We start from the raw sequence: 24,660 nt of genomic DNA, 5'->3' as shown, positions 1-24,660 counted from the left end.
GGAACCGATCATGTTGTCACCCCTCGCCTACGGGCTCGCCGTCGTGCTCAGCCTCTTCGTCGCCTTCATCGGTGCGCGGTTCCTGCTGGTGCCGCAGGCCGCAGCGGCCGGGTACGGCGTGCCGGCCCGACCGGACGGCGACCCCGCCTACCTGACGGTCAAGGGCCTGAAGGACCTCACCTTCGGGTTGCTCGGCCTCGCCCTGATCGCCTTCACCACCGCCGACGCGGTCGCGTGGTTCATGCTGATCGTCGCGCTCGTCCCGCTTGGCGACACCCTCATCGTGCTGCGCAACGGCGGAACAAAGGCCGTAGCCTTCGGCATCCACTTCGCCACCGCCGCAGTGGTCCTCCTGGACGCCGCACTGCTGTTCGCCCTGTGACCGTCGGGCAGACCGTCGGGCCCGCCGTCCATGGTGATTGGTCGGTGCCGGGATTGGGACAAAATGAGGACCGAAACCGACCCCCTGATCAGTACACCCAGCCGGAGGCCGCACTGCCGCGTTACGGCCGTCGGCTCAGATCGTCAACAGACCTCCGTTGCGGGTCTCGTCCTTCACCGCGATCAGGTTCGCGACGACGTACGGGATGTTGTTCGCCTGGTGGAAATCGCTCGGGAAGTACGTGCCCAGGCGGGACACCTGGAATCGGCAGCGGATCTCCGGCACGAAGCGTGCGTACTGTTCGTTGGTGAAATACCAGAACGAGTTCTCGTTGTAGAACGCGACATGCGTCGGGTCCTGATACGCGCCCCGTCCGTCCGAGCTGGGTGTCAGGGACAGCAACAACCCGTTCGGGGCGAGGACCCGGTACAACTCGTTGAAGATCCCGATCTTGTCCGGGATGTGCTCCAGGAAGTCGACTGCCCGGATCACCCCGACGCTGTTGTCCGGCAGGTCGATCCCGTTCGTGACGTCACAGACGATGTCCACGCCGTCCCCGGCACGGCGGTCCAGCCCGAGGAAGCCCTCCGGCTTGTTGTATGCCGCTCCCATATCCAGGGCCAGCAGGTCCCGCCGTTTCGCCCAGGCCAACGCGTTGAACTGGATGTTGCGGTCGTAGATCTCCACGGACCGCCGCTGGATGCGCGCGTTGACCTCAGGGTCGCGCTGGGTGTTTCGGGTGTGCATCCGTTGCAGGTAAAGGCACTTGGGGATCTGATGGAACTCGGCCGCCTGGTACAGCCGGCACATCAGGTCGAGGTCGTCGGCCACGTCAAGCTCCTCGTTGTAGCCGCCCACCTTCTCGTACAGATCCCGTCGGAACGCCCGGACGTGGTTCGGGGCGTACCAGATGTAGCTGACGTTGTGCGGTGTCGGCTCCAGCGAGTAGCAGGCCAAAACCTCACGCCCGTCGGTTCGCTCTTCGCGGTAGCGCCACCCGTGCGCGGCGGCGAACCGCGAGTCGTCCCGGCCGCCGTCCTCGTTGATCTGGGCCGTGTCGCTGTAGACCAAGCCAGCCCCGGGGTTCGCGTCGAAGGCGGCCACGACCTCCGCCAGGCAGTCGCTGCTGAGCAGGTCGTCGTCGTCGAGTTCGACGAGGATGTCCCCGTACGCCTCGGCGCAGGCCTGTCGCTTCACCGCACCGACACCGGACAGCCCGTCCCGCACCAGGAGGCGGATCCGCGGATCGTTCGCTTCGGGGCGCCACCGAGTGCCCTGGTTGAGGATGACCACCCATTCCCAGTTTGCGTACGTCTGCGCCAGCAGGGACAGCAGACAGTCGTCCAGGAAGCGGGTTCGGTTGCTACCCGTGAAAACCGTGACGTGTGGCGCCGTCACCACGCGATCACCTCTTTGTCTTCTGCGGGCGGAAGTCCTCGGGGACCGCCGACGCCAGCTTCGGGTCTGCATCGATCGCCGACGCGAACGCCGCTCGCGCGCCCGTCCGGTCTTGCTGCTTGACGAGCATCAACCCCAGCCGCAGGTACGCCGTGGAAGCGCCGTCATCGGTATCGACGATCTTGCGATACAGCGCGACCGCCTCGTCCGGCTTCGCCTCCTCCAACAGCATTGCCTTGTTGTAGAGGGCGGGCCGGTAGGAGCCGTCGATTCGCAGCGCCTTGTCGTAGTCCGCCACCGCTTCGTCGGCTGCATTACGCGACTGGGCGAGGTAGCCGAGGTTGAACCAGGCGAACTTGTTGTCCCCCTGAAGCGCGACCACCTTCTCGAAGGTTGCCTTCGCCTCGTCGGACTTGCCGGCCTGACCCTGCTCGATACCCTGCTGGAGCAGGACCCCCGGGTCCCCCTGCCCGGCCCCTGGAGCGACGGTTCCGCCGGATTCCTTCGCTACGGGCGTCTTGTCGTCACTGCACGCACCCGCCCCAGCCAGCAGCACAGAGCCGCAGGCAAGTGTGCCGAACACCTGTCGCATTCTCACTGTCTTCCTCTTCCTGCCGATCAATCTGGGTGTGCTCGCCGATCACGATGTGGCGGGCGCGCAGATGGCGTAGACCTGGCCGATTTCTCCCCCCAGGATGCTGACCTGCCATCCGACCGGAGTCTCTCCTTCTAGGACCGGGCTATCCACGGTCACGCTTCCGTTGCTGGTGTAGCCGCCGCCCGACGCCACTTCGCCGGTGGGGCAACGGACGGTTATCAGGCCGGTACCCGGATCAGAAGATTCGACATGAACGCCCGTCAGGGCGCCCTGTGGGCCCTGTGGGCCCTGTGGGCCCTGGAAGCCCTGCGCGCCCTGCGCACCGACCTCACCCTGCGCACCTTGCGGACCGACGTCGCCCTGCGCACCCTGGAAACCCTGCGGGCCCTGGGGACCGGCCTCGCCCTGCGCACCCTGCGAGCCCTGCGCACCCTGCGGACCGACATCGCCCTGCGCACCCTGCGGACCAACATCGCCCTGCGCACCCTGCGGACCAACATCGCCCTGCGCACCCTGGAAACCCTGCGGACCGACCTCACCCTGCGCACCTTGCGGACCGACCTCGCCCTGCACACCCTGGAAACCCTGCGGACCCTGCGCACCGACCTCGCCCTGCGGACCGACCTCGCCCTGCGCACCCTGGAAACCCTGCGCACCTTGCGGACCGACCTCGCCCTGCGCACCCTGGAAACCCTGCGGACCCTGCGGACCGACCTCGCCCTGCGCACCCTGCGGACCAACATCGCCCTGCGCACCCTGGAGACCCTGCGGACCGGCCTCACCTTGCGGACCGGCCTCGCCCTGCGCACCCTGCGCACCTTGCGGACCGACCTCGCCCTGCACACCTTGCGGACCGACATCGCCCTGCACACCTTGCGGACCGACATCGCCCTGCGCACCCTGGAAACCCTGCGGACCCTGCGGACCCTGCGGACCGACCTCGCCCTGCACACCTTGCGGACCGACATCGCCCTGCGCACCCTGGAAACCCTGCGGACCCTGCGGACCCTGCGGACCGACCTCGCCCTGCGCACCCTGCGGACCAACATCGCCCTGCGCACCCTGGAGACCCTGCGGACCGGCCTCACCTTGCGGACCGGCCTCGCCCTGCGCACCCTGCGCACCTTGCGGACCGACCTCGCCCTGCGCACCCTGGAAACCCTGCGCACCCTGCGCACCTTGCGGACCGACCTCGCCCTGCGCACCCTGCAGACCCGGCGCACCCTGGAAACCCTGCGCGCCGGTAGCACCCTGGAAGCCACGCGGACCACGCCCCCCGCGTTCGCCCTCGGCACCCTGCGGACCCTGCGGACCCTGCGGACCCACCTTGCCGCCTTCATGGCGGCGCCGACCCGGCCCCTGGTCCTGCCACTGCCAACCCTGCGGATCGGACCATCCGTCGGGGCCGCCGTCCCGCACGAGGGTTGCGCCGGGCTGCCACGCCTGCGCCTGCCCGAACGGCCCGGGCGTGCCCTGGTAGCTGCGCTCGGCGCGGGCCTTGTGGACCACCCCGGCCGCCGCCTGAGCGGGGGTGACACCGGTGGTCAACCCGGCCACGATCAGCACGGAGCTCAAACCCGATGCGGCCTTGAAGTGCCTCGGACTCGCCAGCGGCTTACGTTCCGTATTTTCCTTCATGTCCCCTCCACCGGAACGGGCCGACACATCGCGAGCGCCCTCGCAGGACGCGCAGAAGCCACAATATCGGCGTAAATACCCAATAGAGGACGAATGTAGTTTTGAGCCCAAATACCCAGAGACCGCTCAAGGACAGGTCTCTCCGCCGGGCATCGCTTCGCACAGTGGCGTGTCAGACTCCCTGACCGACCGGTGCGCCGGTGCAGATCCACGGCATGGACCCGGACTCGTTCTCCACTGATTAGGGTGACCTGAGCGCCGCCCGCCCCTGGTCGTCGGCGCGCGGTTCCTGCTGGCAAGGCAGACGGCGGGCGCTGGCTACGGCGTGCCGACCCGGCCGGACGGGGACCCGCCTACCTGAGGTCAAGAGCCTGCGCGATCTCAGCTACGGGCTGATCGGCCTCGCCCTGATCGCCTTCAGCAGCGCCGATGCCGTGGCCTGTTCATGCTGATAGTCGCGCTCAACCCGCGGCAACACGGTTGACGTGCTGCCAACGGCGGGACGAGAGGCGTCGCATTCGGCGTCCACTTCGCCACCACCCTCGTCGTTCTCCTGGACGCCGCCCTGCTGTTCGCCAGCTGACCCGCGCACGGATCGTCGGGCCGACCCGTTCGGGTTGATCGGTCACGACGTCAGGGGTGGGCAACGTGAGGACCGGCGAAATCGTCGGGCTCCACCGGAAGGTGAGGCGAACAGGCTGGCAGGTCGCCGCAGAGCGACCCGCCGGCCCGTGACTTTCAGTGGGCTATCCGGCGCCGCCGGCGCGGAACGCCACCCAGGCGTCGCTCATCCGGTCCGCCTGCCCGGCGGTGAACATGTCCATGCAGGAGTCCTGCGTGTAGTCCATGAAGTTGTGGATCGGGTCCAGCCCCGGTGCGGTGCAGGTGTCCGCGCCGATCGGGCAGTCGAACTGCGGAGCCGCCTCGCGGGGGGTGTCCGCGACGAAGTCGCCGGACGCGGAACAGCCGTGCGCGAAGGTGTGCTCAAGCATCAGCCAGTGCCCCACCTCGTGGGTCAGCGTGTCACCGAGGGCGTACTTGCCTGCCGTGCCGCCCGGCATCGACTCGTCGAGCATCACCACACCGTCGATGTAGTCGCGGCCGTTGTTGTAGCCCTTCGGGAAGTACGCCCAGCCGAGCAGGCCGCCGCCGATGTTTGCCGCGTACACGTTCAGGGTGCGGGAGTCGCCGGTGTAGAGCGCCTTCTTCATGTCTCGCTCGTTCTTGCCCGGCTCGACCGTGTACCAGGCGCTGTTCACCGTCCACGTGGTGTCGACGAGCGAGAACCGGAACGGGGTGTCGGAGGCGTCCGCCGCCGTACGGCCCGCGTAGGAGTCGTTGAGCACCGTCATCTGCGCCGCGATCAGGGTGTTCCACCTGGCCGTCTCGGCGGCGGTCAGCGGGTGGTCGGAGACCATGTGGAAGACCGTCGGGATGGTCACGCTGCCGTTGGGCAGGCGCGGCGCGTCCTTGATGACGCCGTATGCCTTGGCCTCGTTCTTCGAGTACAGCTCCGGCTCCTGCGCGGCGGCACCCTTGGCGACCCGGGCGGCGGCGGGGGCGTCGGCCCCCGGGTCACACGCCGCGACACCCGGGGAGGCGGTCGCGGGGGCGGCCGTGGCCAGTGCCCCGGAGGCTCCGCCGGACGCCAGGAACGTGGCGGCGGTGGCGGTGAGAACCGCCAGTCGGAAGGTCAGTCTCGTGTGCATCGGTGCACCTTTCAGTGAGGGAGCGGTGCGGTGTCGATGACGTCGCTGTTCGGTATGAGAACACGCCGACGGCATCGACAAAACCCCTCTGAGCAGGGCAGATGCCGATGTAACGGAACAGGACTGGCCAGCGCTGTTAGCGCGGTCCGGCAGCGGTCAGAGGACCCGGGTCACCTGTTCGGCGGTGACGACAGCGTCCCGCCGCGTCGGGTCGAGATTGGCGCTGATCACCACTGACGCGCCAGCGGAAAGCGGCGCGAGCAACCACTTCAGCGGCTGCTCGGTCTCGGCGGCGTCGACGAGAAGCCGGTCACCGGCGCGCAGGTCGAGCATCCCGGCGACCTCCCGGGCGAGCGCACCCCACTGACCGTAGGTGGTGCCGTCCGCACCTGCCGGGTCCGACGGGCGGATGGCGGTGTGGTCAGGCGTCGTGTCGCTGTGGCGGAGCACCTCGGCGGACCAGTCCAACCAGCCCAGCGGCACGTCGACCAACCGCCCCGGCCCGGTGCCCACCAGGTAGCGGTGCGGCGCGTCCGGGACGTCCTCCAGCCAGTCGTCCTGCCGTTCGGGGGTCACGAAGACCGCGTCGAACGGCCGGTCGCCGCCGGGCTCCAGCACCGGCAGGCCCGCCGTGGCGCGCGGCCGGAACGACACCGCCAGGCCCGAGGCCCACGCGCCCAACAACACCGCGGCGGTACGCCAGTGCGGCGGCAGCAGCACCGCTACGCGGCTGCCGGGGCCGAGCCCGCAGCCGTCCCGCAGCAGGCTCGCGCTGCGCGCCGCCCAGGAACCGACCTGGTGTGCGGTGAGGTCGACCCTCTCTCCGGTCGCCTCGTCGCGGTAGCTGAGCAGGGGACTCTCGGGCTCGACGGGTCGGGCCGTCAGGTCAGCAGTGACGGTTGGCTGCATGTCGGCACGCTCCCCGGGGTGAGGTCGGTACCACACTACTCAACGACTTTGGTCGAGCCCTGCGTCGACCGACGGCCGTATCGGTCGGCCGGCTGACCCAGGCACGGTACGGGCACATCCCCGTAGCGCTGCCGAGGAGTTCTCATGCTGGCCGAGCCTGACCCCGCCGCCACCGAGCCAGCCGAACCTGCCGCCGCCAGCCGCGCCACCGCCCTCCCGCTGCGCCGCAGACTCCTGCCGGTGATCGCGTTGCTGCTGCTCGCTCCGTGGGCGGCGGAGTGCTCCTGGGGTGGCTTCGCCATCGACGACTTCCTACCCGTGCTGATCTTCCTGGGTCCGATGTACGGCGGGGCGGCGATCCTGATCCGGGAGACCGCCCGGCACCTCGGCGCGGGGTGGCCGTCGATCGTGCTGCTCGCCGCCGCGTTCGGTGTGCTCCAGGCCGGGCTTGTCGACCAGTCGCTGTTCAACCCCGGCTTTTTGAATGACACCCAGTACGCCGACACCCGTGCCGCAGCCGAGGCGACGCTGGTGCCGGGGCTCGGGTTCAGTCTCCGGCAGGCGTTCGACTACGTGGGCAACCACATCCTGCTGACCATCTGCGCGCCGATCGTGTTCGTCGAGTCCTTCCTCGGCGCGAAACGGCGGCTTCGGCCGTGGCTCGGCCGTTCCGGTCTCGCCGTGGTCGGCGTGATCTATCTGCTCGGCAGTCTGCTGATCTTCTCCGACAGCAGCGGTCGGAAGGATTTCCTAGCCGGTCCGCTTCAGTTGGCCTCCGCGACAGCGCTGGTTCTCGCACTTGTCGCAGCGGCGCTGCTGCCCCGCTGGCGCCGCCGCGAACCGCGCCGGGTCCGTCGGGTGCCGCACCCTCTCTGGGTGGGGCTGCTTGTCGTTCTCGTCCGCTTCGGCGCCGACCTGACGCCTGGCTGGCCGGGGGTGGTCATCGCGCTCTCGCTCGCCGGCGTTGTAGGAGGGCTCATCGCGTACTTGTCGTCGGGCAGCGGCTGGGGTCAGCGGCACGTGCTCACGGCCGGCACAGCGGGTCTGGTGAGCGCCGCCGCGTTCGCGTACCTGGTGCCGCCGTACTCCCCGGCCAGCCCGGTGGCGGCCCTGGCGGGCGACGTCGCGGTCACCGTCGTCACCGCGGCCCTGGTCGTCGGCGCCTGGTGGCGTCTGCGCCGCGCTTCGCCGGCTGTTCACGCAAGCGCAAGCTGATGCTCCCCAACGGGTGTCAGCCTCCGTGCGGGTACGACCTAACGGAGGAAGTCCTTGACACTCAGAAGAGCATTCACCGCGCTCACCGCAGCCGGTGTCGCCGCCGCCAGCCTGACCGGGGCCACCCCCGCTTCGGCCGGCGGACACCACCCGTCGCTCGCCTTCGACCGGGTCGCCACGTACCCGGTGTTCCAGAACCGCCCGGCCGGAGAGGACCCGGCGACCGCGACTGTCGCCGAGATCTCGGCGGTGAGCGAGGACGGCCGCACCCTCATCCACACCGACGCGCTGGCCCGGCGCATCGGCTTCCTGGACATCTCCCGTGCCGACCGGCCGCGCGGCCTCGGCACGCTCTCCCTGGCACAACTCGGCGACGCCGAGGACGAACCCACCTCGGTGGCATCGGTCGGCAGGTACGTGCTGGTGGTGGTGAATACCAGCAGCAGCTACACCGAGCCGTCCGGCCGCCTCGACGTGATCGAGTTGACCAGCCGCAAGCGGGTGGCCAGCTTCGACCTCGGTGGTCAGCCCGACTCGATCGCGATCAGCAAGGACAAGCGCTACGCCGCCATCGCGATCGAGAACGAGCGCGACGAGGAGGCCACCCCACCCGGCGGCGAGGAGGGCGACCTGCCGCAGGCGCCTGCCGGTTTCGTGCAGATCGTCGACCTGACCGGGAAGTCCCCGTCCGCGTGGCGGCTGCGCCCTGTCGCGTTGACCGGCGCCGACGGGAGCGCGCTGCCCGCCCTGGTCCAGGCCGGGCTCGCCGCGCCGACCGACCCGGAGCCCGAGTACGTCTCGATCAACAGCCGGAACCAGTTGGCCGTGACGCTCCAGGAGAACAACGGCGTCGCCCTCATCGACCTGCCTACCGGCCGGATCACCACGGTGTTCAGCGCCGGCACCGCCACGATCAGCGGGATCGACACCAAGAAGGACGGTGTCATCGACCTGACCGGCAGCAGCACCGACGTGCCGCGCGAGCCCGACGCGGTGGCCTGGGTCGACGACCGTTACCTCGCCACAGCCAACGAGGGCGACTGGCACGGGGGCACCCGAGGCTGGTCGATCTTCGACAGCCGTACCGGGCGTGTCGCCTGGGACGCCGGCAACACCTTCGAGCGGCTCGCCGTCACGTACGGGCTGCACAACGAGGATCGGGCCGGCAAGAAGGGCACCGAGCCGGAGGGTGTGGCCGTCGCCGAGTACGACGGCGTGCGGTACGCGTTCGTCGGCTCGGAGCGCAGCAACTTCGTCGCCGTCTACGACCTGGGCAACCCCACGAAGCCGGTGTTCAAGCAGGTGCTCCCGACCACCAACGGGCCGGAGGGGCTGCTGCCCATCCCGTCGCGGGGTCTGCTCGCGGTCTCCAGCGAGGAGGACGACGCCTCGGTCAACGTCCGCGCCTCGGTGTCGCTCTTCCATCTCGGCAAGGGCACCCCGGCGTTCCCGAGCATCGTCTCCGCCTCGGACAGCTCGGGTGCCCCGATCGGCTGGGGCGCGCTCGGCGCGTTGAGCGCGGTGCCGGGGAAGCGGGACCAGCTCTACAGCGTCACCGACGCCGCGTACAGCCAGACCCGGATCCTCACGATCGACGCGAAGCGCACGCCTGCGGTGATCACCGGCGCGCTGCCGGCGCGGGACGCGGCCGGCACACCTGTCGGGTACGACGCGGAGGGCATCTTCGCCCGCCCGCAGGGCGGTTTCTGGCTCGCCGTCGAGGGTGCCAAGGGCGCGGAGAACAAGCTGGTCCGGCTCGACGCGGCCGGGGTGACCCGGCAGACCGTCGCGCTGCCCGCCGAGGTCGCCGCCGGGCTCGGCAAGCAGGGTCTGGAGGGCGTCACCGCCACCACCGACCGGCAGGGTCGGGAGATCGTCTGGGTGGCCGTACAGCGGGAGCTGAGCACCGACCCGACCGGCATCGTCCGGCTGGGCCGCTACGACGTCACCGCGGGCACCTGGAGCTGGTTCGGATACCAGCTCGACGCCACCACGGTGCCGGGCGACTGGATGGGCCTCTCCGAGATCACCGTGGTCGGTGACCGGCTCGCGGTCATCGAGCGGGACAAGCTGAACGGCCCGGCCGCCACGGTCAAGCGGATCTACACGGTGCCGCTGCCGGGCGCGGCGACGACCGGCCCGCTGACCGTGCTGCCGAAGACGCTCGCCGTCGACGTGCTGCCCGCGCTGCGCGCCACAAACGGCTGGACCCAGGAGAAGCTTGAGGGCCTGACCGTGGCCGGCAACGGCGAGGTGTACGCGATCACCGACAACGACGCGGTGCAGGACGCCACCGGCGAGACGGTGTTCCTCCGGCTCGGCTCCAGCCGGAAGGTCTTCGGCCACCGCTGATCCGATTGCCGCCCGACGCCCACCTGCGCAGGGGTGGGCGTCGGGCCGGCCGCACATCTACCCCTGGCTGAGCGTCGGTCGCGAACCGTGACCACACGCCGACCCTGCCACCCCCTGCACCCATCCTTTGCTCTGCTTCAACGGACGCAACAGACACGCGCCGTGACCGCCGATCCGACCGCCCCACCCTCGGTGGACAGCAAAGCGGCAGGTAGGCCGAGTGTTTCGTCTATTGAAGCAGAGCAAAGGGGTTGAGCAGTCCTGCCGGCCGCACCGAGAGGCATCACGTTGAGTGGCCGACCTCGACCTGCCGCCCCGACACGAAGCGTCACCACGAACACGCGGACGCCGGGCGTGCGTCCGCGTGTTCGAACGGCTGACTCGGCTCCTGGACGCAGACTTCAGCGCGCGGGCAGTTCCGGGCCGCCGTCGAGCAGCGGGGCGAGCAGGTCGCCGTACTCCTCGACCCGGTCCAGGACCTCGGCGGCGGTGAACTGGCGGACGGCCGGCTTCCGGCCACGGGCGCCGGCCTCGACCTCGTCCCAGGTCAGCGGCGTCGACACCGACGGCACCGACTGTGCCCGCAACGAGTACGGCGCGACAGTGGTCTTCGCCGCGTTGTTCTGACTCCAGTCGATGAAGACCTTCCCCGGGCGCAGGTTCTTCGCCATCTTCGACACGATCAGCTTCGGGTGGGCCTGCTCCAACTCCTGGGCGATCCGCCGGGCATAGGCGGAGACGTCGTCGGAGGACTGGGTGCCGGCGATCGGGCAGCAGAGCTGCATGCCCTTCTTGCCGGAGGTCTTCGGGTACGACTCGATGCCGTCGTCGGCGAGCCGGTCGCGCATCAGCACCGCCACCGGGCAGCACTCGGCGAGCCCGGCCGGTGGCCCCGGGTCCAGGTCGACAACCATCATGTCCGGGTGCTCGCCGACCTTCCACTGCGGCGTGTGCAGCTCAAGCGCGGCCAGGTTGGCAAGCCACACCAGGGTGGGCAGGTCGTCGGCGACCACGTAGTCGATGGTCTCCCGGCCCTTCGTCGACCCGGGCGCGGGCAGGTTCTCCACCCGCACCCAGTCCGGGGTCGCGGCCGGCGTGTTCTTCTCGAAGAACGACTTGTCGTCCACCCCGTTGGGAAAGCGGATCCGGGTCACCGGCCGGTCCCGCAGGTGCGGCAGCAGCACCGGGGAGATGCGGGTGTAGTAGTCGATCACCTCACCCTTTGTGAAACCGGCCGCCGGGTAGAGCACCTTGTCCAGGTTGGAAAGCTCGAGCGGGCGACCCTCGACGTCCACCCGTAGCCGTTCAGCCGGCATCGTCGACCTCCTCCGGAGGTTTGTCCGGGCGCAACCGCAGCACCCGGGGGAAGCGCAGCCGGCCATCGGGGGTGCGCTGGCCGTACTTCACCTCCACCACCACCCGGGGTGCTACCCAGATCGCCCCCCGGGCATCCTCGCGGGGCACACCTGGTGCGAACGGTGACCCACCGGAGCGCAGCGGCTCCAACTCGGCGAGGAGCTGCCGCTCGATGGCCGCGCCGATCCCGCCGCCGACCCGCCCCCGGTAGATCAACGTGCCGTCCGGGCCGGGCACGCCGACCAGCAGCCCGCCGATCCGCCGCGCGCCCGGTCGCCAGCCGCCGATGACGAAGTCGCCGGTCACCTCCAACTTGACCTTCACCCAGTCCGGTGAGCGCACCCCCGGGCGGTAGACGGCACCGACCCGCTTGGCCATCACGCCTTCCAGACCGTGCTCGCCGGCCGCGTCGTAGGTGGCCGGGCCGTCGGCGAAGACCGGCGGCACCGCCCACCGGGGGCCGCCGAGGGCGAGCGCGTCCAGGGCCTGCCGGCGGCGCTCGTACGGCCAGCCGGTCAGGTCGTCCCCGCGCAGCCGCAGCAGGTCGAAGATCATGTACGTCACCGGCATGACCGCCGCCAACCGGGCCGCCTTGTTCCGGTCCCGCACGTGCATCCGCTCGGCCAGCGCGGTGAACGACGGCTGTCCGCTCTCGCCGAGCAGCACCACCTCGCCGTCGAGCAGCGCGTCGTCGACCTGCTCGGGCAGGGTGGCCAATTCCGGGTACGCGGCGGTGATCTCGACGCCGGATCGGGCATACAGGTGCTGACCGCCACCGGAGATGTCGGCCAGGGCGCGGACGCCGTCCCACTTGAACTCGTACGCCCAGCCGTCACCCGCCGGGAGCGGCCCGGTCATCGCGAGCATCGGCTTGAGCGGCGCGCCGGGCACGACCCGACTGTAGTAGCAGGCCGAACACCTCGCGTCCGGTTCTTTCGGATGCGAGCATTGTCGATACCGGGGAAGGGAGCGCAGGATGCGTGCCATCTGGAAGGGAGCCGTGTCGTTCGGGCTCGTCTCGATCGGGGTGAAGCTCTACTCCGCGACCGAGGAGAAGGACATCCGGTTCCACCAGGTGCACCGGGAGGACGGCGGCCGGATCCGCTACAAGCGCACCTGCTCGGTCTGCGGCGAGGAGGTCACCTACGACGACATCGCCAAGGGCTACGACATCGGCGGCGGCGAGATGGTGATCCTCACCGACGAGGACTTCGCCGACCTGCCGCTGACCAGCTCCCGTGCGATCGACGTGTTGGAGTTCGTGCCGGCCGAGCAGGTCGACCCGATCCTCTACAACAAGGCGTACTTCCTGGAGCCGGAGGGCACCGCCACCAAGCCGTACGTGCTGCTGCGCGACGCGTTGATCGACTCGGAGCGGGTGGCCATCGTCAAGGTGGCGCTGCGCCAGCGGGAGCAGCTCGCCACCCTGCGGGTGCGCGAGGGTGTGCTGCTGCTCAACACGATGCTCTGGCCGGACGAGATCCGTACGCCGGACTTCGGTTTCCTCGACGAGGACCTCAAGGTGCGCCCGCCCGAGCTGGCGATGGCCAGCTCACTTATCGACTCGATGACCGGCGAGTTCGAGCCGGACGTGTTCACCGACGACTACCGGGCCGCGTTGCAGGAGGTCATCGACGCGAAGGTGGAGGGCCGGGAGGTCGTCCAGCCGGAGGAGGTCGAGGAGGCCCCGGCCGCGGCGGTGGACCTGATGGCCGCGCTGAAGGCCTCGGTGGAGCGGGCCAAGGCGGCCCGCGGCGAGGAACCCACCCGTGGCGGTGGTGGTGGTGGTGAGCCGACACCCATCTCGTCGGCCCGGTCGGCGCAGAAGGCGGCGGAGAAGAAGGCCGCGGAGAAGAAGGCCGCCAAGGCCCCCGCGAAGAAGACGGCGGCGAAGAAGACGGCAGAGCCGGCGAAGAAGACCGCCGCCAAGAAGACCCCCGCGAAGAAGGCGGAGCCGGCGAAGAAGACGGCCGCCCGCAAGAGCGCACCCCGCAAGAGCGCCTGACCGGTACGGCAGCGACGGCGGTGTCCGGCGGGCCGGGTACGCTCCGCCGGCCGTTGGCCACCGGAGGAGCCCTCATGCCGTACACCCCTGACCTGGACCGGTTGTTGACGCCCGGCACCCGCTTCACCGACCAGCACGGCGCGTACCTGATCGAGGTCCATCCGGTGGGCGACGTCGTGCTGCCCACCGGCCAGGTGGTCGGGTGTGACCCGCTGGTGTGCCCGGAGGCCGAGCCGTTCACCGTCACAGTGGCCCCGGGGCGTTATCCGGCCCGCGCCTGGGTGGCAGTGGTGCTCCGGGAGGACGCCGAGGTGGACCGGCGCGTGGCCGCACTGGAGCTTGTCGTCACCGCCGAACCCACCGCCCGGTGGGAGCCGGCCGTCGCGGGCGACCAGGACATCGCCACGCTCGGCGCGGACGACTACTTCGGCTACGGGGTCGACTCCGGAGCCGGCACCCTCGCCGACCCGACAGCGCTCGCCGCGCTCGAAGGCTGGGACGAGGACCGGATCGAAGAGGTCTTCATCCCCGCCGAGCTGCCCGCCTCGCCGGTGCGCGGGTTGATCACCGCCGTCCTGGACGAGGCCAGCGGCGCCAACGTCGTCACAGTGGCCACCGGTTGGGGCGACGGCTGCTACGGCACCTGGATCGGGCGTACCGCCGATGGCCGGGTCACCTCGTTCGTGACCGACTTCATGGTCGTTCCGGGATAACCGCCCGGGACGGCACCGGAACTGCCGCGCTGGGCGATCCGAGGCGTCCGCGGCGGGCACGGTGGGCCGTGGTGCGGGTACCGTGTGCGTCGGCTTTCCCCCCGGCACCGGGTGCCGGCCACACTTCGCAGCAGGGAGTCGACGACGTGAGCGAGCGGACGCAGCAGAACCGGTCGGCGGACCAGGACCAGAGCCCGGCGACCAAGTCGGGGCGCCGGCTGGCCGCCCAGTTGGCGGCGAAGAAGGCCGCCGACGCGAGGCGCCGCCGGAACGCGTGGCTCAGCGGCATCGCCGCCGTCGTCGTGGCCGGGGGGTTGATCGCCGTCTTCGTGACGATCGGCGGTGGCGAGGACAAGTCCAAGAACCAGGCCGACGCGACCCCGTCGGCGTCAGTGCCGGCCCCCGACGGTCCCGACGCCGCCGCGCCCCCCGCTCCGCAGCTCCCCGAGGGCGCCGACCCGGCGCTGGGCAGCAAGCCGACGGTGCAGCCGGGCACTGGTGAGCTCACGAAGCTCGCCGTCACCCCGCTGATCAAGGGCACCGGCCCGGCCGTGAAGAAGGGCCAGAACATCACCACCAACTACGTGGGGGTGTTCTTCAAGGACGGCAAGGAGTTCGACTCCTCCTGGAAGGGCGGGCAGCCGGCCATCTTCCCGATCGGCGTGGGCCAGGTCATCCCCGGTTGGGACCAGGGCCTGGTCGGGGTGACAGTGGGCAGCCGGGTGCAGCTCGACATCCCGACGGACCTGGCGTTCGGCAAGGACGCCGCGAGCAAGGGTCAGCCGGAGGGCCCGCTGCGCTTCGTGGTGGACGTGCTCGCCGCCCAGTGACCTGTCCGGATCGCCCCGGTTGTCGCCGGGCCGCGATGGAGTTGTTCACATGGGGCTTCCGGCCCGTCACCTAGCGGCAGTAGGTTCGGCGTCACCCCGGGCGGTTCGCCGCCCGGGGTGATCATCCGTAACCGGACGCGGAGGTGCAGATGACGGCGCTGGACGAGGCTGGACGGGCGGCCCGGGTGATGTGGGCCTACTTCGAGCCGGTGCACGCGGTCACCTACCTGCACCCCCGCGCCCGCGCCGCGTACGAGGCGGTCGGTCTGCGTGGTTACTGGCGCGGTTACTTCGCCGGCCGGGCCGCGCCGCTGGGCGCGACCGAGGCGGCCCCGGTGACCGCCGCCTTCTTCAGCTTCGCGCCGCACATGGTGGCGCGCGCGCTGCCGGCGGTGTGGCGGTTGGCCACCCCGCCGGAGGCGCTGCGGGCCCGCCTGACCGGTGCCGTGCAGGGGCTCGCGGAGCTGACCTACGAGCTGCCGGAGTCGCACCTGGCCGAGGCCGCCGACCTGCTGGAGCGGGCCGCCTCGGCGGCGCAGACCGCCGGCCGGGTGCTCGGCGCGGCCAACGCGGCACTGCCGGTCGGGGAATATCCGCTGGCCCGGCTCTGGCAGGCCGCCACCACGCTGCGCGAACACCGGGGGGACGGGCACGTGGCGGCGCTGGTGGCCGCCGGCCTGGACCCGGTGGAGACGCTCACCTGGCGGGTCGCCCGGGACGGTTCACATCCGCAGTACCTGCTGGGTCGGGGTTGGTCCGAGGAGCACTGGCACGCCGCCCGCGAGCGGCTCACCCAGCGGGGTTGGCTGACCGCGGACGGCGCGACCACCGACCGTTCGGAGGCCGGGTTCCAGGCCATCGAGGACGCCACCGACCGGGCGGCTGCCCACCCGTGGCAGGCGCTCGGCGCCGACGGCACGGACCGGCTCCGGGAGCTGTTGGAGCCGATCGCCCGGTCCGGTCACACGCTGACCGCGGCCGGCGGCCCGCTCGTCCTGCCCGCGCTTCCCGGCTGACCGGGCGCCCGCCGATCGGGCAGGATGGGCTCGTGGCAGATGCGGTGGTCTTCGACCTGGACGGCGTGATCGTGGATTCCGAGCCGGTGTGGGAGGAGGTCCGCCGGGCGTACGTGGCAGCGCACGGCGGGACGTGGCAGCCCGACACGCAACGTCGGCTGATGGGGATGAGCACCGGCGAGTGGGCCCACTATCTCAGCGGCGAGCTGGGCGTTGACCGCACCGCCGAGCAGGTCGCCGTCGAGGTGGTCGAGGAGATGACCCGCCGCTACCGGGACCACGTACCCCTCATCGACGGTGCCGACCAGGTGGTGCGGCGACTGGCCGCGCGGTGGCCGCTGGGGTTGGCCAGCTCGTCGCCGACCCGGCTGATCGAGGCGGCGCTGGCCGCCACCGGCCTGACCGACGCGTTCGGCGCGACCCTCTCCACCGAGCAGACCGAGCGGGGCAAGCCGGCACCCGACGTCTACCTGAGCGTCGCCCAGCGCCTCGGCGTCGATCCGGCCCGCTGTGTGGCGGTGGAGGACTCGTCGAACGGGGTGCGTTCGGCCGCGGCGGCGGGGATGCGGGTGGTGGCGGTGCCGCACGGTTCGTACCCGCTCGATCCGGACGCCGCCGGGCTCGCCGTGGTGACAGTGGGTGCGATCGGGGAGCTGACCCCGGAGCTGGTGGAGAGCCTGGGTTGACGCCGCCCCGGCGGGGTAGAGACCACTGATGAAAGGTAGCGACCACAGATGAAAGCGATCGTGTACGAGCAGACCGGCGACCCTTCGGTCCTGAAGCTTGTCGATCGGCCGGTACCCGAGCCGGGGGCTGGCGAGGTGCTGGTCCGGATGGCGGTGTCGGGGGTCAACCCGACCGACTGGAAGTCGCGGCGCTCCTTCACGCCGAAGGGCTGGCAGATTCCCGGGCAGGACGGCGCGGGAGTGGTGGAGGCGGTCGGCGCGGGGGTCGACCCTGATCTGATCGGTGAGCGCGTCTGGATCTGGGAGGCCGCCTGGCAGCGGCCGTGGGGCACGGCAGCGGAATACACGCTGGTGCCGGTCCGGCAGGCGGTCCGCCTCGGTGACGCACCGTTCGAGCTGGGCGCCGCCCTGGGCATTCCGTTCCTCACCGCGCACCGCTGTCTGACCGCCGGCGAATTCATGCCGGACACCCTGCGCCCCGGTGCGCTCGCCGACCACACGGTGCTGGTGCAGGGCGGGGCGGGCGCGGTCGGCAACGCCGCGATCCAGCTCGCCCGCTGGGCCGACGCCACGGTGATCGCCACGGTGAGCAGTGCCGAGAAGGCGCAGCTCGCGGCGGCGGCCGGCGCTTCCTTCGTGATCAATTACCGGGAGCAGGACGTGGTCGAGGAGGTCCGCAAGATCGCTCCCGACGGGGTGCACACGATCGTGGAGGTAGCCCCGGCCCACAACGCCGCGATCGACGCGCAGGTGCTGCGGCACGGCGGCGCGGTCTGCATGTACGCCGACGACGGCGGCGACGAGGTGACCATTCCGATCCGGGCGATGATGGTGCCGAACGCCCGGTGGCAGTTCGTGCTTGTCTACACCGAGCCGAAGGCGGCCAAGGCGCAGGGCGTCAAGGACGTGGCGGCGGCGGCCAGCCAGGGCGCTCTTCGGGTCGGCGTCGACGCTGGCCTGCCGCTGCACCAGTACGCCCTGGCCGAGGCGGCAGCGGCGCACCAGGCGGTGGAGGACGCGACGGTGGGCAAGGTGCTCATCACCACAAGCGACGCCTAATCGGGTCGCTGCACACCTGATTTCCCCGTCATCAGGACAGAGGCGAACAAGTTTCGCAACAATGATTCTGCGGGTCGCCCCGCGTGGAACGGGCGGCCCCGGCGCGGTGCGAACGCCGGGGCCGCCCCCTGCGGAGGAATGTCGAGCGGCACTTCACCCCGCCCGGCGACAGTGCCGGGGAAAACGTTACGGCGCTGTCAGCTCCCGGACAGTCAGGTCACCCTCGGCGTACCGCGAACGGACGACCTTCTTGTCGAACTTGCCCACGCTCGTCTTCGGCACCGAGTCGATGAACGCCCACCGCTCCGGCAACTGCCAGCGGGCCACCGAGCCGGCCAGGAAGTCCCGCAGCTCCTCGGCGGTCACCGAGACGCCCTCCCGGAGCACCACGGTGGCCAGCGGCCGCTCGTCCCACCGCTCGTCCGGCACGCCCACCACGCACGCCTCCAGCACCGCCGGGTGCCCCATCAGCGCATTTTCCAGCTCGACCGAGGAAATCCACTCACCGCCGGACTTGATCACGTCCTTGGCGCGGTCGGTGAGCGTGATGTAGCCGTCCGGCGAGAGGGTGCCCACATCCCCGGTACGCAGCCAGCCGTCCCGGAACTTCTCCTCGTCCGGAGCGTCGTCACCGACGTACCGCGCGGTCACCCACGGACCCCTGACCTCCAGCTCGCCCACGGCCTTGCCGTCGGCGGGCAGCGGCTCGCCGGCCGGGCCGACGATCCGCGCCCGCACCCCCGCCGGCACCCGCCCCTGCGTGTAGCGGTACCGCCACGCCTGTTCGCCGGTCGCGCCGGCCGGCGGACGCGAGACCGACCCCAGCGGGGACATCTCGGTCATCCCCCAGGCGTGGATGACGTCGATCCCGTGCCGCTCGTCGAACGCGTGCATCAGCGCCGGCGGGCAGGCCGAGCCGCCGACGATCACCTCGGTGAGTGAGGACGTGTCCACGTCGTGGGTGTCCAGGTAGGCAAGCAGGTCCGTCCAGATGGTGGGGACCGCACCGGCCAGGGTGGGCCGCTCGGCGGCGACCATCTCGGCGATCGGCGCGGCCTGCAGAAACCGGTCCGGCATGATCAGCGACGCGCCGGACAGGAAGGCCGCGTACGGCAGACCCCACGACATGGCGTGGAACATCGGCACGATGGCCAACTCCCGGTCGGTCGGGGCCAGCCCGAACCCCTCCGGCATGCAGACCTGCAACGAGTGCAGGTAGATGGAGCGGTGCGAGTAGGCCACACCCTTCGGGTTGCCGGTGGTGCCGGAGGTGTAGCAGAGCGCCGCGGCGTCCCGCTCGTCCACCTCGGGCCAGTCGTACACCTCGGGCCGGTCGGCGAGCAGCGCGTCCCAGTGGTGCACGGTGATCCGGTCACCGGCCGCCGCCACCAGTGGCGACGGGTCGCCGCCACCGACCACCACCACGTGCCGCACCGTGTCCAACTCACCGATCACCCGGGCCAGCAGCGGGATGAGCGTGCTGTCGACGAGCACCACCCGGTCCTCGGCGTGGTTGGCGATGTAGACGACCTGGTCAGGGAAGAGCCGGATGTTGAGCGTGTGCAGCACCGCGCCCATGCTCGGCACCGCGAAGTAGGCGACCAGGTGCTCGTTGTTGTTCCACATGAAGGTGGCGACCCGCTCGTCGCCGGTCACCCCGCAGTCGTCGCGCAGCGCGTGTGCCAGCCGGGCGGCGGTGCGGCCCACCTCGGCGTACGTCATCCGGCGGGGCTCGGCACCGGTCCAGGTGACCACCTCGGCGGAGCCGTGCACCTGGGCGCCGTGGTCGAGGATCCGGGAGACCTGCAGCGGGGCGTCCATCATCGTGCTACGCATGGGTAACAAGCTAGTGTCGGCGGTCACACCTTGGGAACCCCCGTACATTGTCGCAGGTGAGCATTTCCTGGGCCGACTCGTACGTGGGGCAGTTGCGCGCGCTCGCCGGTGACCGGACGCTGATGTTCGTCGGCGCCCGCGCCGTGGTCAGCGACAACGCCGGGCGCATCCTGCTGATCCGACGCTCCGACAACGGCCAGTGGGCCATGCCGGCCGGGGCGATGGAGTTGGGCGAGTCGATCGCCGACTGCGCGGTACGTGAGGTCCGCGAGGAGACCGGGCTGCGGGCGCTGCGGGTGTGCGCGTTCGCCCTCTACACCGGCCCCGACCGGACCAACACCAACATGTACGGGCACACGTACCAGGTCTTCACCACGGCGTTCCGGGTGGAGGAGTGGGACGGGGAGTTGGTCCGGGTCACCGACGAGACCACCGACGCCGGCTTCTTCCCCCGCGACCGGTTCCCCACCCCGCTCTCCGCGTCGGTCACCGAGACCCTCGCCGACCTGGACGTCTTCGAGCAGACCAACCGGCTCATCCTCAAGTAGGTCGACCCCGGGGTCACCGACCCCGGGGCCGCGCCTCACTGCGGGTGGCGCATCTCCGCGAAGAACCCCTCCTGGATCCAGTTCGGGTACGCGACAGGCAGCTTGCTCACCTCGTCGAGTTCGGCGAGGTCCTGCGCGGTGAGCGTGAGGTCCGAGGCGGCGATGTTGTCCACAAGTTGCTCCTGCTTGCGGGCCCCGACGATCACGCTGGTCACGGCCGGCCGGGACAGCAGCCAGGCGACCGCCACCCGGGCCGGGCTGACCTCGTGCCGCTCGGCGACGCCCTTGAGCACGTCGACCACCCCGAAGGCGGTGTCGGGGTCGAACGGCGTGAAGCTGGAGTAGCCCGGCTGGGCGCTACGGGCGCCACCGTCGGCGACGACGCCGTCCCGGCTCACCTTGCCGGAGAGGAAACCACCGGCGAGCGGGCTCCACACGGTCAGCCCGACGTTGGCGTCGAGCGCCATCGGCACCACGTCGCGCTCGACGTCCCGGCCCAGCAGGGAGTAGTACTCCTGCACCGAGACGAACCCGGCGAGCTTCTCCCGGGCGGAGATGCCGAGCGCCTTGGCCAGCTGCCACGCCGCGAAGTTGGCGGCCCCGACGTAGCGGACCTTGCCCTGCCGGACCGCGTCGTCGAGCGCGCGAAGCATCTCCTCCATGGGAGTGACCTGGTCGAAGTTGTGGATCTGGTACAGGTCGATGTGATCGGTGCCGAGCCGGCGCAGGCTGTCCTCCAGGTTCTGCATGATGTGCAGCCGGGAGGTGCCGACGTCGTTCGGGCCGGGGCCGGTCCGCGAGTGCACCTTGGTGGCCAGCACGACGTCGCGACGCCGCTTGCCGAGCGCCTTGCCGAGCAGTTCCTCGCTCTCGCCGTCGCTGTAGCCGTCGGCGGTGTCGACGAAGTTGACCCCGGCGTCCAGCGCGGTGTCGACAAGCCGCTGCACGTCGGGCAGCGCCAGCGCGCCGAGGGTGCCCCAGAGCGGGTGCCCGCTGCCGCCGAAGGTCATCGCGCCGAGCGAGATCTCCGAGACGTACACCCCGGTGGTGCCCAGCAGTCGGTACTTCACGTGTATTGCTCCTCGTGGTGGGTCGGAGGCCGAGGGCGGGCACTCCGTGGTCACTATGTCGGACACTGTGTCCGGCAACGAGCGTACGTCGCCCACCCGACCCCCGGCCACCTAGGATTCCGGCTATGCCCTCGATCACCCGCCGCCGTCCGCACAACCCCGACGGGCGCGCGGCCGTCGAAGCGCGGGTGCTGGCGGCCACCGAGCGGCTGCTGAAGGAGGGCGTCCGCTTCACCGACCTCGGCGTACAGCGGATCGCCGCCGAGGCCGGCGTGGCCCGGTCGACCTTCTACACCCACTTCCGGGACAAGAGCGAGCTGCTCATGCGCCTCGCCGGCACCATGCGGGAGACCTCGTTCGACCGCACCGGCGAATGGGACCCGGCCGGCCCCGGCAACCCGCTCGATCGGCTGACCGAGGCCTTCGCCGACGTGATCCGGATATACCGGACGTACGCCCCGGTGCTGGCCGCGGTCAGCGAGGTCGCCGCGTACGACGAGGTGATCCGGGAGTACTGGGCCGCCGGGCTGGAACGGTTCGTGAACCGCACCGCTGACGCGCTCCGGATCGAGCAGCAGGCCGGGCGTACCCCGCCCGACCTGGACGTGACGACGGCCAGCCGGTTGATCGTGATCGGCGGCGACCGCTTCCTGGCCGACCACGTCAGCACCACCGCGGCCGACCCCGACACCGACGCGGCGGCCGCCCGGGAGTTGGCAGCGACCTGGTGGTACGGCGCCTACCGCCGCCCCGCCTGACCACCGACCGCCTTGATCGACTCCGACTCCGGGAAGTCGGGGCATCCTGTGGTCCGGACACCCCGACCTCACCGACCCCGGGTCGAGCACGCCGGCTGGCGCGTCGTTCCACCCGACGACCTGCTCAGATCATCGTCTGGGACTTGGCCTCCATGTCGGCGGCGGCCTCCTCCTTGGACTCGCGGGTGAGCGGCTTGCCACCCGGGGCCGGGGCCTCCCCGCCGAGCGGGTCGGCACCACCGGTGGCACCCTGCGGGCCGGCACCCCGAAGCTGCGTGTTGGGCAGCGTCAGGGTGACCACCACCGCCACGATCGCGATCAGGCCGGCGGTCAGGAAGACCATGTCCAGCGCGTCGACGAAGGCGCCCTGGATGGCGGCGCGCACCGGCCCCGGCAGGGCCAGGATGGTCGCCGGATCGTTGATCGAGATGTTGGTGCCGCCGCTCGCCGCCACCGCGGCCCGCTCCTGCGGCGGAAGCTGCGCGATCGCACCGGGCAGCCGGTCGCCGAGGCCGCTGGCCAGCCGGGACGAGAGCACAGTGCCGAGGATCGCCACTCCGAACGAACCACCGAGCGACCGGAAGAAGGTCGCCGAGGAGGTGCCGGCGCCCAGGTCACGGATGGAGACCGCGTTCTGCACTGCCAGGATCAGCGACTGCATACACAGACCCAGCCCGACACCGATCACCACCATGAACCCGAACGCCACCCAGAGGGAGGTGCTCACCTCCAGTCGGGTGAACAGGAACATGCCGACCAGCAGGGTCACCGAGCCGGCCACCGGGAACCACTTGTACCTGCCGATCCGGGTCATCGCGCGACCGGTCAGGATCGAGGTGATGATGATGCCGGCCATCATCGGCAGCATCAGCAGACCGCTCTGGGTCGGCGAGGCGCCCTTGACGATCTGCAGGTACAACGGGATGAAGATGATCGAACCGAACATCACCAGACCGATGATGAGCAACGCCGAGTTGGCCAGGGCGAAGGTGGCGCTGCGGAACAGCCGCAGCGGCAGGATCGGCTCGGCCACCCGGGCCTCCTGGAGGACGAAGAGCACCCCCAGCACCGCACCGACGACGAAGAGCGTGACGATCACACCCGATCCCCAGGCGTACTCGTTGCCACCCCAGCTCAGCGCGAGCAGCAACGAACTCACCCCGGCGACCAACAGCCCGGCACCGAGCCAGTCGATCGAGTGGTCCCGGCGTTCGAACGGGATCAGCCGCATCACGTGGTAACAGACCACGATGGCGAGGATCGCCAGCGGCACGTTGATGTAGAAGATCCACCGCCAGTCGGTCTCCGCGAAATATCCGCCGACAAGCGGCCCGGCCACCGACGAGATCCCGAACACCGCGCCGAAGAGTCCCTGGTAGCGCCCCCGCTCCCGGGGTGACACCACGTCCGAGATGATGGTGAACGCGAGCGTCAGCAGACCGCCGGCACCGAGGCCCTGGATGCCCCGGGTGACGATCAGCTGGGTCATGTTCTGGGACAGCCCGGCCAGCAACGAGCCGACCAGGAACGTGCCGATCGAGAAGAGGAAGACCGGGCGGCGCCCGTACAGGTCGGCCATCTTGCCGTACAGCGGCGTCGACGCCGTCGAGGCGAGCAGGTACGCGGTGACCACCCACGAGTAGTGGTTGATCCCGCCCAACTCCCCGACGATTGTCGGCAGGGCCGTACCGACGATTGTCTGGTCGAGTGCGGCCAACAGCATGCCGGTCATCAGGCCGAGCATGAGCAGCCGGATCTGCTGACGATTCAGCACCGGCGCGGCGGAGGCTTCGGTGGTCATGTGGCCTTCTATCCCGCACGCCGCAGAACATGCGCCCAACCCCCAAAAAACCCCCTCCCACCCCCACCCCCGCCCCTCCCCGCCCACTCCGGGCCCCCTCCCAACCCCTCACGCGTTGATCATGAAGTTATTGCCCCGACACGCCGAGTCAGGGGGCAATAACTTCATGATCAACGGGCGAGGGTGGGCGGGGGCCCGGAGTGGGGTGGGGTGGGGGTGGGGGTGGGGCGGGAGGGGTTAGGCGGCGGCGAAGGTTTGGGTGATTTTCTGGCAGAAGGCCGGGAGGTCGTCGGGGTTGCGGCTGCTGGTCAGGTTGCCGTCGGTGACGCACTCCTCGTCGACCCAGGTGGCACCGGCGTTCGTCAGGTCGGTACGCAGGGTGGGCCAGGACGTGATCCGTCGACCACGCACCACGTCCGCCTCGATCAGCGTCCACGGACCGTGGCAGATCACCCCGACGGGCTTGCCCGCCTCGAAGAACGCCTTGACGAACCGCACCGCGTCCGGGTCGCCACGCAGGAAGTCCGGGTTCGCGACACCTCCGGGCAGCACGAGCGCGTCGTAGCCGGCGGCGTCCGCCTTGTCCACGGTCACCTCCACGTCGTACGTCTTCGACTGGTCCAGGTGGTTGAAGGACTGGATGGACCCGGGCTTCAACGAGACCAACTCGGCCGTCGCACCGGCGTTCTCGACCGCCTCCCGCGGCTGGACGTACTCGACCTCCTCCACGCCGTCGGTGGCCAGGAAGGCGATCCGCTTGCCCTGTAGTTGCGCTGCCATC

22 protein-coding genes are annotated in these 24,660 nt (G+C 70.5%); 12 read left to right on the top strand and 10 right to left on the bottom strand.

Annotated elements, in window-relative coordinates:
* Positions 1-10: 10 nt before the first annotated feature.
* On the top strand, positions 11-382 hold the full coding sequence (locus tag AB0B86_RS04060) for a DUF4267 domain-containing protein (RefSeq protein ID WP_357402808.1): 372 nt from the start codon (positions 11-13) through the stop codon (positions 380-382).
* A gap of 135 nt (positions 383-517) precedes the next feature.
* Here the strand turns inward: AB0B86_RS04060 and AB0B86_RS04055 are convergent, their stop codons facing one another.
* Positions 518-1,783: a glycosyltransferase gene (locus tag AB0B86_RS04055; RefSeq protein WP_357402810.1), complete on the bottom strand. Its 1,266-nt coding sequence runs from the start codon at positions 1,781-1,783 to the stop codon at positions 518-520.
* A 4-nt stretch (positions 1,784-1,787) separates the two neighbouring features.
* Entirely contained in the window at positions 1,788-2,363 is a 576-nt protein-coding gene (locus AB0B86_RS04050) for a tetratricopeptide repeat protein (protein ID WP_357402812.1), read from the bottom strand.
* A gap of 264 nt (positions 2,364-2,627) precedes the next feature.
* Between AB0B86_RS04050 and AB0B86_RS04045 the strand changes: the two genes are divergently transcribed.
* Positions 2,628-4,091 (top strand): hypothetical protein, encoded by a 1,464-nt coding sequence (locus AB0B86_RS04045; protein ID WP_357415177.1) that lies wholly within the window; start codon positions 2,628-2,630, stop codon positions 4,089-4,091.
* 671 nt (positions 4,092-4,762) lie between these two features.
* Here AB0B86_RS04045 and AB0B86_RS04040 read toward each other — a convergent pair.
* Together AB0B86_RS04040 and AB0B86_RS04035 are read right to left on the bottom strand one after the other, a co-directional pair.
* Positions 4,763-5,725, bottom strand: a complete 963-nt coding sequence (locus AB0B86_RS04040) for a zinc metalloprotease (RefSeq protein WP_357402816.1) — start codon at positions 5,723-5,725, stop codon at positions 4,763-4,765.
* Positions 5,726-5,881: 156 nt separating this feature from the next.
* Positions 5,882-6,634: a TIGR03089 family protein gene (locus AB0B86_RS04035; protein ID WP_357402818.1), complete on the bottom strand. Its 753-nt coding sequence runs from the start codon at positions 6,632-6,634 to the stop codon at positions 5,882-5,884.
* A 144-nt stretch (positions 6,635-6,778) separates the two neighbouring features.
* Between AB0B86_RS04035 and AB0B86_RS04030 the strand changes: the two genes are divergently transcribed.
* Together AB0B86_RS04030 and AB0B86_RS04025 are read left to right on the top strand one after the other, a co-directional pair.
* Positions 6,779-7,849, top strand: coding sequence for a hypothetical protein (locus AB0B86_RS04030; protein WP_357402820.1), 1,071 nt, complete (start codon positions 6,779-6,781; stop codon positions 7,847-7,849).
* 54 nt (positions 7,850-7,903) lie between these two features.
* Positions 7,904-10,201 carry an esterase-like activity of phytase family protein gene (locus tag AB0B86_RS04025; protein ID WP_357402822.1) on the top strand — a complete coding sequence of 766 codons (2,298 nt, stop codon included), beginning with the start codon at positions 7,904-7,906 and terminating at the stop codon, positions 10,199-10,201.
* A 401-nt stretch (positions 10,202-10,602) separates the two neighbouring features.
* Here the strand turns inward: AB0B86_RS04025 and ligD (AB0B86_RS04020) are convergent, their stop codons facing one another.
* A complete protein-coding gene (gene ligD, locus AB0B86_RS04020) occupies positions 10,603-11,517 on the bottom strand; it encodes a non-homologous end-joining DNA ligase (protein WP_357402825.1) in 915 nt (304 codons plus the stop codon).
* A complete protein-coding gene (gene ligD / locus AB0B86_RS04015) occupies positions 11,507-12,448 on the bottom strand; it encodes a non-homologous end-joining DNA ligase (RefSeq protein ID WP_357402827.1) in 942 nt (313 codons plus the stop codon). The genes ligD (AB0B86_RS04020) and ligD (AB0B86_RS04015) overlap by 11 nt, the downstream gene beginning before the upstream one ends.
* 85 nt (positions 12,449-12,533) lie before the next feature.
* On the opposite strand from ligD (AB0B86_RS04015), the gene AB0B86_RS04010 reads away from it, so the two are divergent.
* The 6 genes from AB0B86_RS04010 (at position 12,534) to AB0B86_RS03985 (ending at position 17,866) form a co-directional block, all read left to right on the top strand.
* Complete coding sequence (locus tag AB0B86_RS04010) at positions 12,534-13,562, top strand: Ku protein (RefSeq protein WP_357402829.1); 1,029 nt, start codon at positions 12,534-12,536, stop codon at positions 13,560-13,562.
* A 74-nt stretch (positions 13,563-13,636) separates the two neighbouring features.
* Positions 13,637-14,275: a DUF4241 domain-containing protein gene (locus AB0B86_RS04005; RefSeq protein WP_357415175.1), complete on the top strand. Its 639-nt coding sequence runs from the start codon at positions 13,637-13,639 to the stop codon at positions 14,273-14,275.
* Between the two features lie 146 nt (positions 14,276-14,421).
* On the top strand, positions 14,422-15,105 hold the full coding sequence (locus tag AB0B86_RS04000; protein WP_357402833.1) for an FKBP-type peptidyl-prolyl cis-trans isomerase: 684 nt from the start codon (positions 14,422-14,424) through the stop codon (positions 15,103-15,105).
* A 188-nt stretch (positions 15,106-15,293) separates the two neighbouring features.
* Entirely contained in the window at positions 15,294-16,121 is an 828-nt protein-coding gene (locus tag AB0B86_RS03995) for a hypothetical protein (RefSeq protein WP_357402860.1), read from the top strand.
* The gene (locus AB0B86_RS03990; protein ID WP_357402862.1) at positions 16,118-16,807 is read left to right on the top strand and encodes an HAD family phosphatase; all 690 of its coding nucleotides are present in this window, start codon (positions 16,118-16,120) and stop codon (positions 16,805-16,807) included. Before AB0B86_RS03995 ends, AB0B86_RS03990 begins: the two co-directional genes overlap by 4 nt.
* Before the next feature lie 48 nt (positions 16,808-16,855).
* Complete coding sequence (locus AB0B86_RS03985) at positions 16,856-17,866, top strand: NADPH:quinone reductase (RefSeq protein ID WP_357402835.1); 1,011 nt, start codon at positions 16,856-16,858, stop codon at positions 17,864-17,866.
* Positions 17,867-18,052: 186 nt separating this feature from the next.
* On the opposite strand, the gene AB0B86_RS03980 is transcribed toward AB0B86_RS03985, so the two are convergent.
* Positions 18,053-19,702, bottom strand: a complete 1,650-nt coding sequence (locus AB0B86_RS03980) for a fatty acid--CoA ligase (RefSeq protein WP_357402837.1) — start codon at positions 19,700-19,702, stop codon at positions 18,053-18,055.
* Positions 19,703-19,758: 56 nt separating this feature from the next.
* On the opposite strand from AB0B86_RS03980, the gene AB0B86_RS03975 reads away from it, so the two are divergent.
* Positions 19,759-20,250, top strand: coding sequence for an NUDIX domain-containing protein (locus tag AB0B86_RS03975; protein WP_357402840.1), 492 nt, complete (start codon positions 19,759-19,761; stop codon positions 20,248-20,250).
* Between the two features lie 35 nt (positions 20,251-20,285).
* On the opposite strand, the gene AB0B86_RS03970 is transcribed toward AB0B86_RS03975, so the two are convergent.
* Positions 20,286-21,320, bottom strand: coding sequence for an aldo/keto reductase (locus AB0B86_RS03970; protein ID WP_357415173.1), 1,035 nt, complete (start codon positions 21,318-21,320; stop codon positions 20,286-20,288).
* 125 nt (positions 21,321-21,445) lie between these two features.
* On the opposite strand from AB0B86_RS03970, the gene AB0B86_RS03965 reads away from it, so the two are divergent.
* A complete protein-coding gene (locus tag AB0B86_RS03965; RefSeq protein ID WP_357402844.1) occupies positions 21,446-22,078 on the top strand; it encodes a TetR/AcrR family transcriptional regulator in 633 nt (210 codons plus the stop codon).
* A gap of 124 nt (positions 22,079-22,202) precedes the next feature.
* On the opposite strand, the gene AB0B86_RS03960 is transcribed toward AB0B86_RS03965, so the two are convergent.
* Both AB0B86_RS03960 and AB0B86_RS03955 read right to left on the bottom strand, forming a co-directional pair.
* Entirely contained in the window at positions 22,203-23,879 is a 1,677-nt protein-coding gene (locus tag AB0B86_RS03960; RefSeq protein ID WP_357415171.1) for an MDR family MFS transporter, read from the bottom strand.
* Positions 23,880-24,116: 237 nt separating this feature from the next.
* Positions 24,117-24,659, bottom strand: coding sequence for a type 1 glutamine amidotransferase domain-containing protein (locus AB0B86_RS03955; RefSeq protein WP_357415169.1), 543 nt, complete (start codon positions 24,657-24,659; stop codon positions 24,117-24,119).
* Between the last annotated feature and the right edge of the window lies 1 nt (position 24,660).

It is taken from the genome of Micromonospora sp. NPDC049047, from assembly GCF_040649135.1.
GTDB lineage: Bacteria > Actinomycetota > Actinomycetes > Mycobacteriales > Micromonosporaceae > Micromonospora.
This window is presented reverse-complemented; position numbering and strand designations above follow the sequence as displayed.

Bases quoted from the DNA above. Each gene is read 5' to 3' on its own strand.
- AB0B86_RS04035 (WP_357402818.1), bottom strand. From the start codon at position 6,634: ATGCAGCCAACCGTCACTGCTGACCTGACGGCCCGACCCGTCGAGCCC.
- AB0B86_RS03980 (WP_357402837.1), bottom strand. From the start codon at position 19,702: ATGCGTAGCACGATGATGGACGCCCCGCTGCAGGTCTCCCGGATCCTC.
- AB0B86_RS04030 (WP_357402820.1), top strand. From the start codon at position 6,779: ATGCTGGCCGAGCCTGACCCCGCCGCCACCGAGCCAGCCGAACCTGCC.
- AB0B86_RS04010 (WP_357402829.1), top strand. From the start codon at position 12,534: ATGCGTGCCATCTGGAAGGGAGCCGTGTCGTTCGGGCTCGTCTCGATC.
- AB0B86_RS03995 (WP_357402860.1), top strand. From the start codon at position 15,294: ATGTGGGCCTACTTCGAGCCGGTGCACGCGGTCACCTACCTGCACCCC.
- AB0B86_RS04060 (WP_357402808.1), top strand. From the start codon at position 11: ATGTTGTCACCCCTCGCCTACGGGCTCGCCGTCGTGCTCAGCCTCTTC.
- ligD (WP_357402825.1), bottom strand. From the start codon at position 11,517: ATGCCGGCTGAACGGCTACGGGTGGACGTCGAGGGTCGCCCGCTCGAG.
- AB0B86_RS03965 (WP_357402844.1), top strand. From the start codon at position 21,446: ATGCCCTCGATCACCCGCCGCCGTCCGCACAACCCCGACGGGCGCGCG.
- AB0B86_RS03960 (WP_357415171.1), bottom strand. From the start codon at position 23,879: ATGACCACCGAAGCCTCCGCCGCGCCGGTGCTGAATCGTCAGCAGATC.
- AB0B86_RS04045 (WP_357415177.1), top strand. From the start codon at position 2,628: ATGAACGCCCGTCAGGGCGCCCTGTGGGCCCTGTGGGCCCTGTGGGCC.
- AB0B86_RS03955 (WP_357415169.1), bottom strand. From the start codon at position 24,659: ATGGCAGCGCAACTACAGGGCAAGCGGATCGCCTTCCTGGCCACCGAC.
- AB0B86_RS03985 (WP_357402835.1), top strand. From the start codon at position 16,856: ATGAAAGCGATCGTGTACGAGCAGACCGGCGACCCTTCGGTCCTGAAG.
- AB0B86_RS04040 (WP_357402816.1), bottom strand. From the start codon at position 5,725: ATGCACACGAGACTGACCTTCCGACTGGCGGTTCTCACCGCCACCGCC.
- AB0B86_RS04005 (WP_357415175.1), top strand. From the start codon at position 13,637: ATGCCGTACACCCCTGACCTGGACCGGTTGTTGACGCCCGGCACCCGC.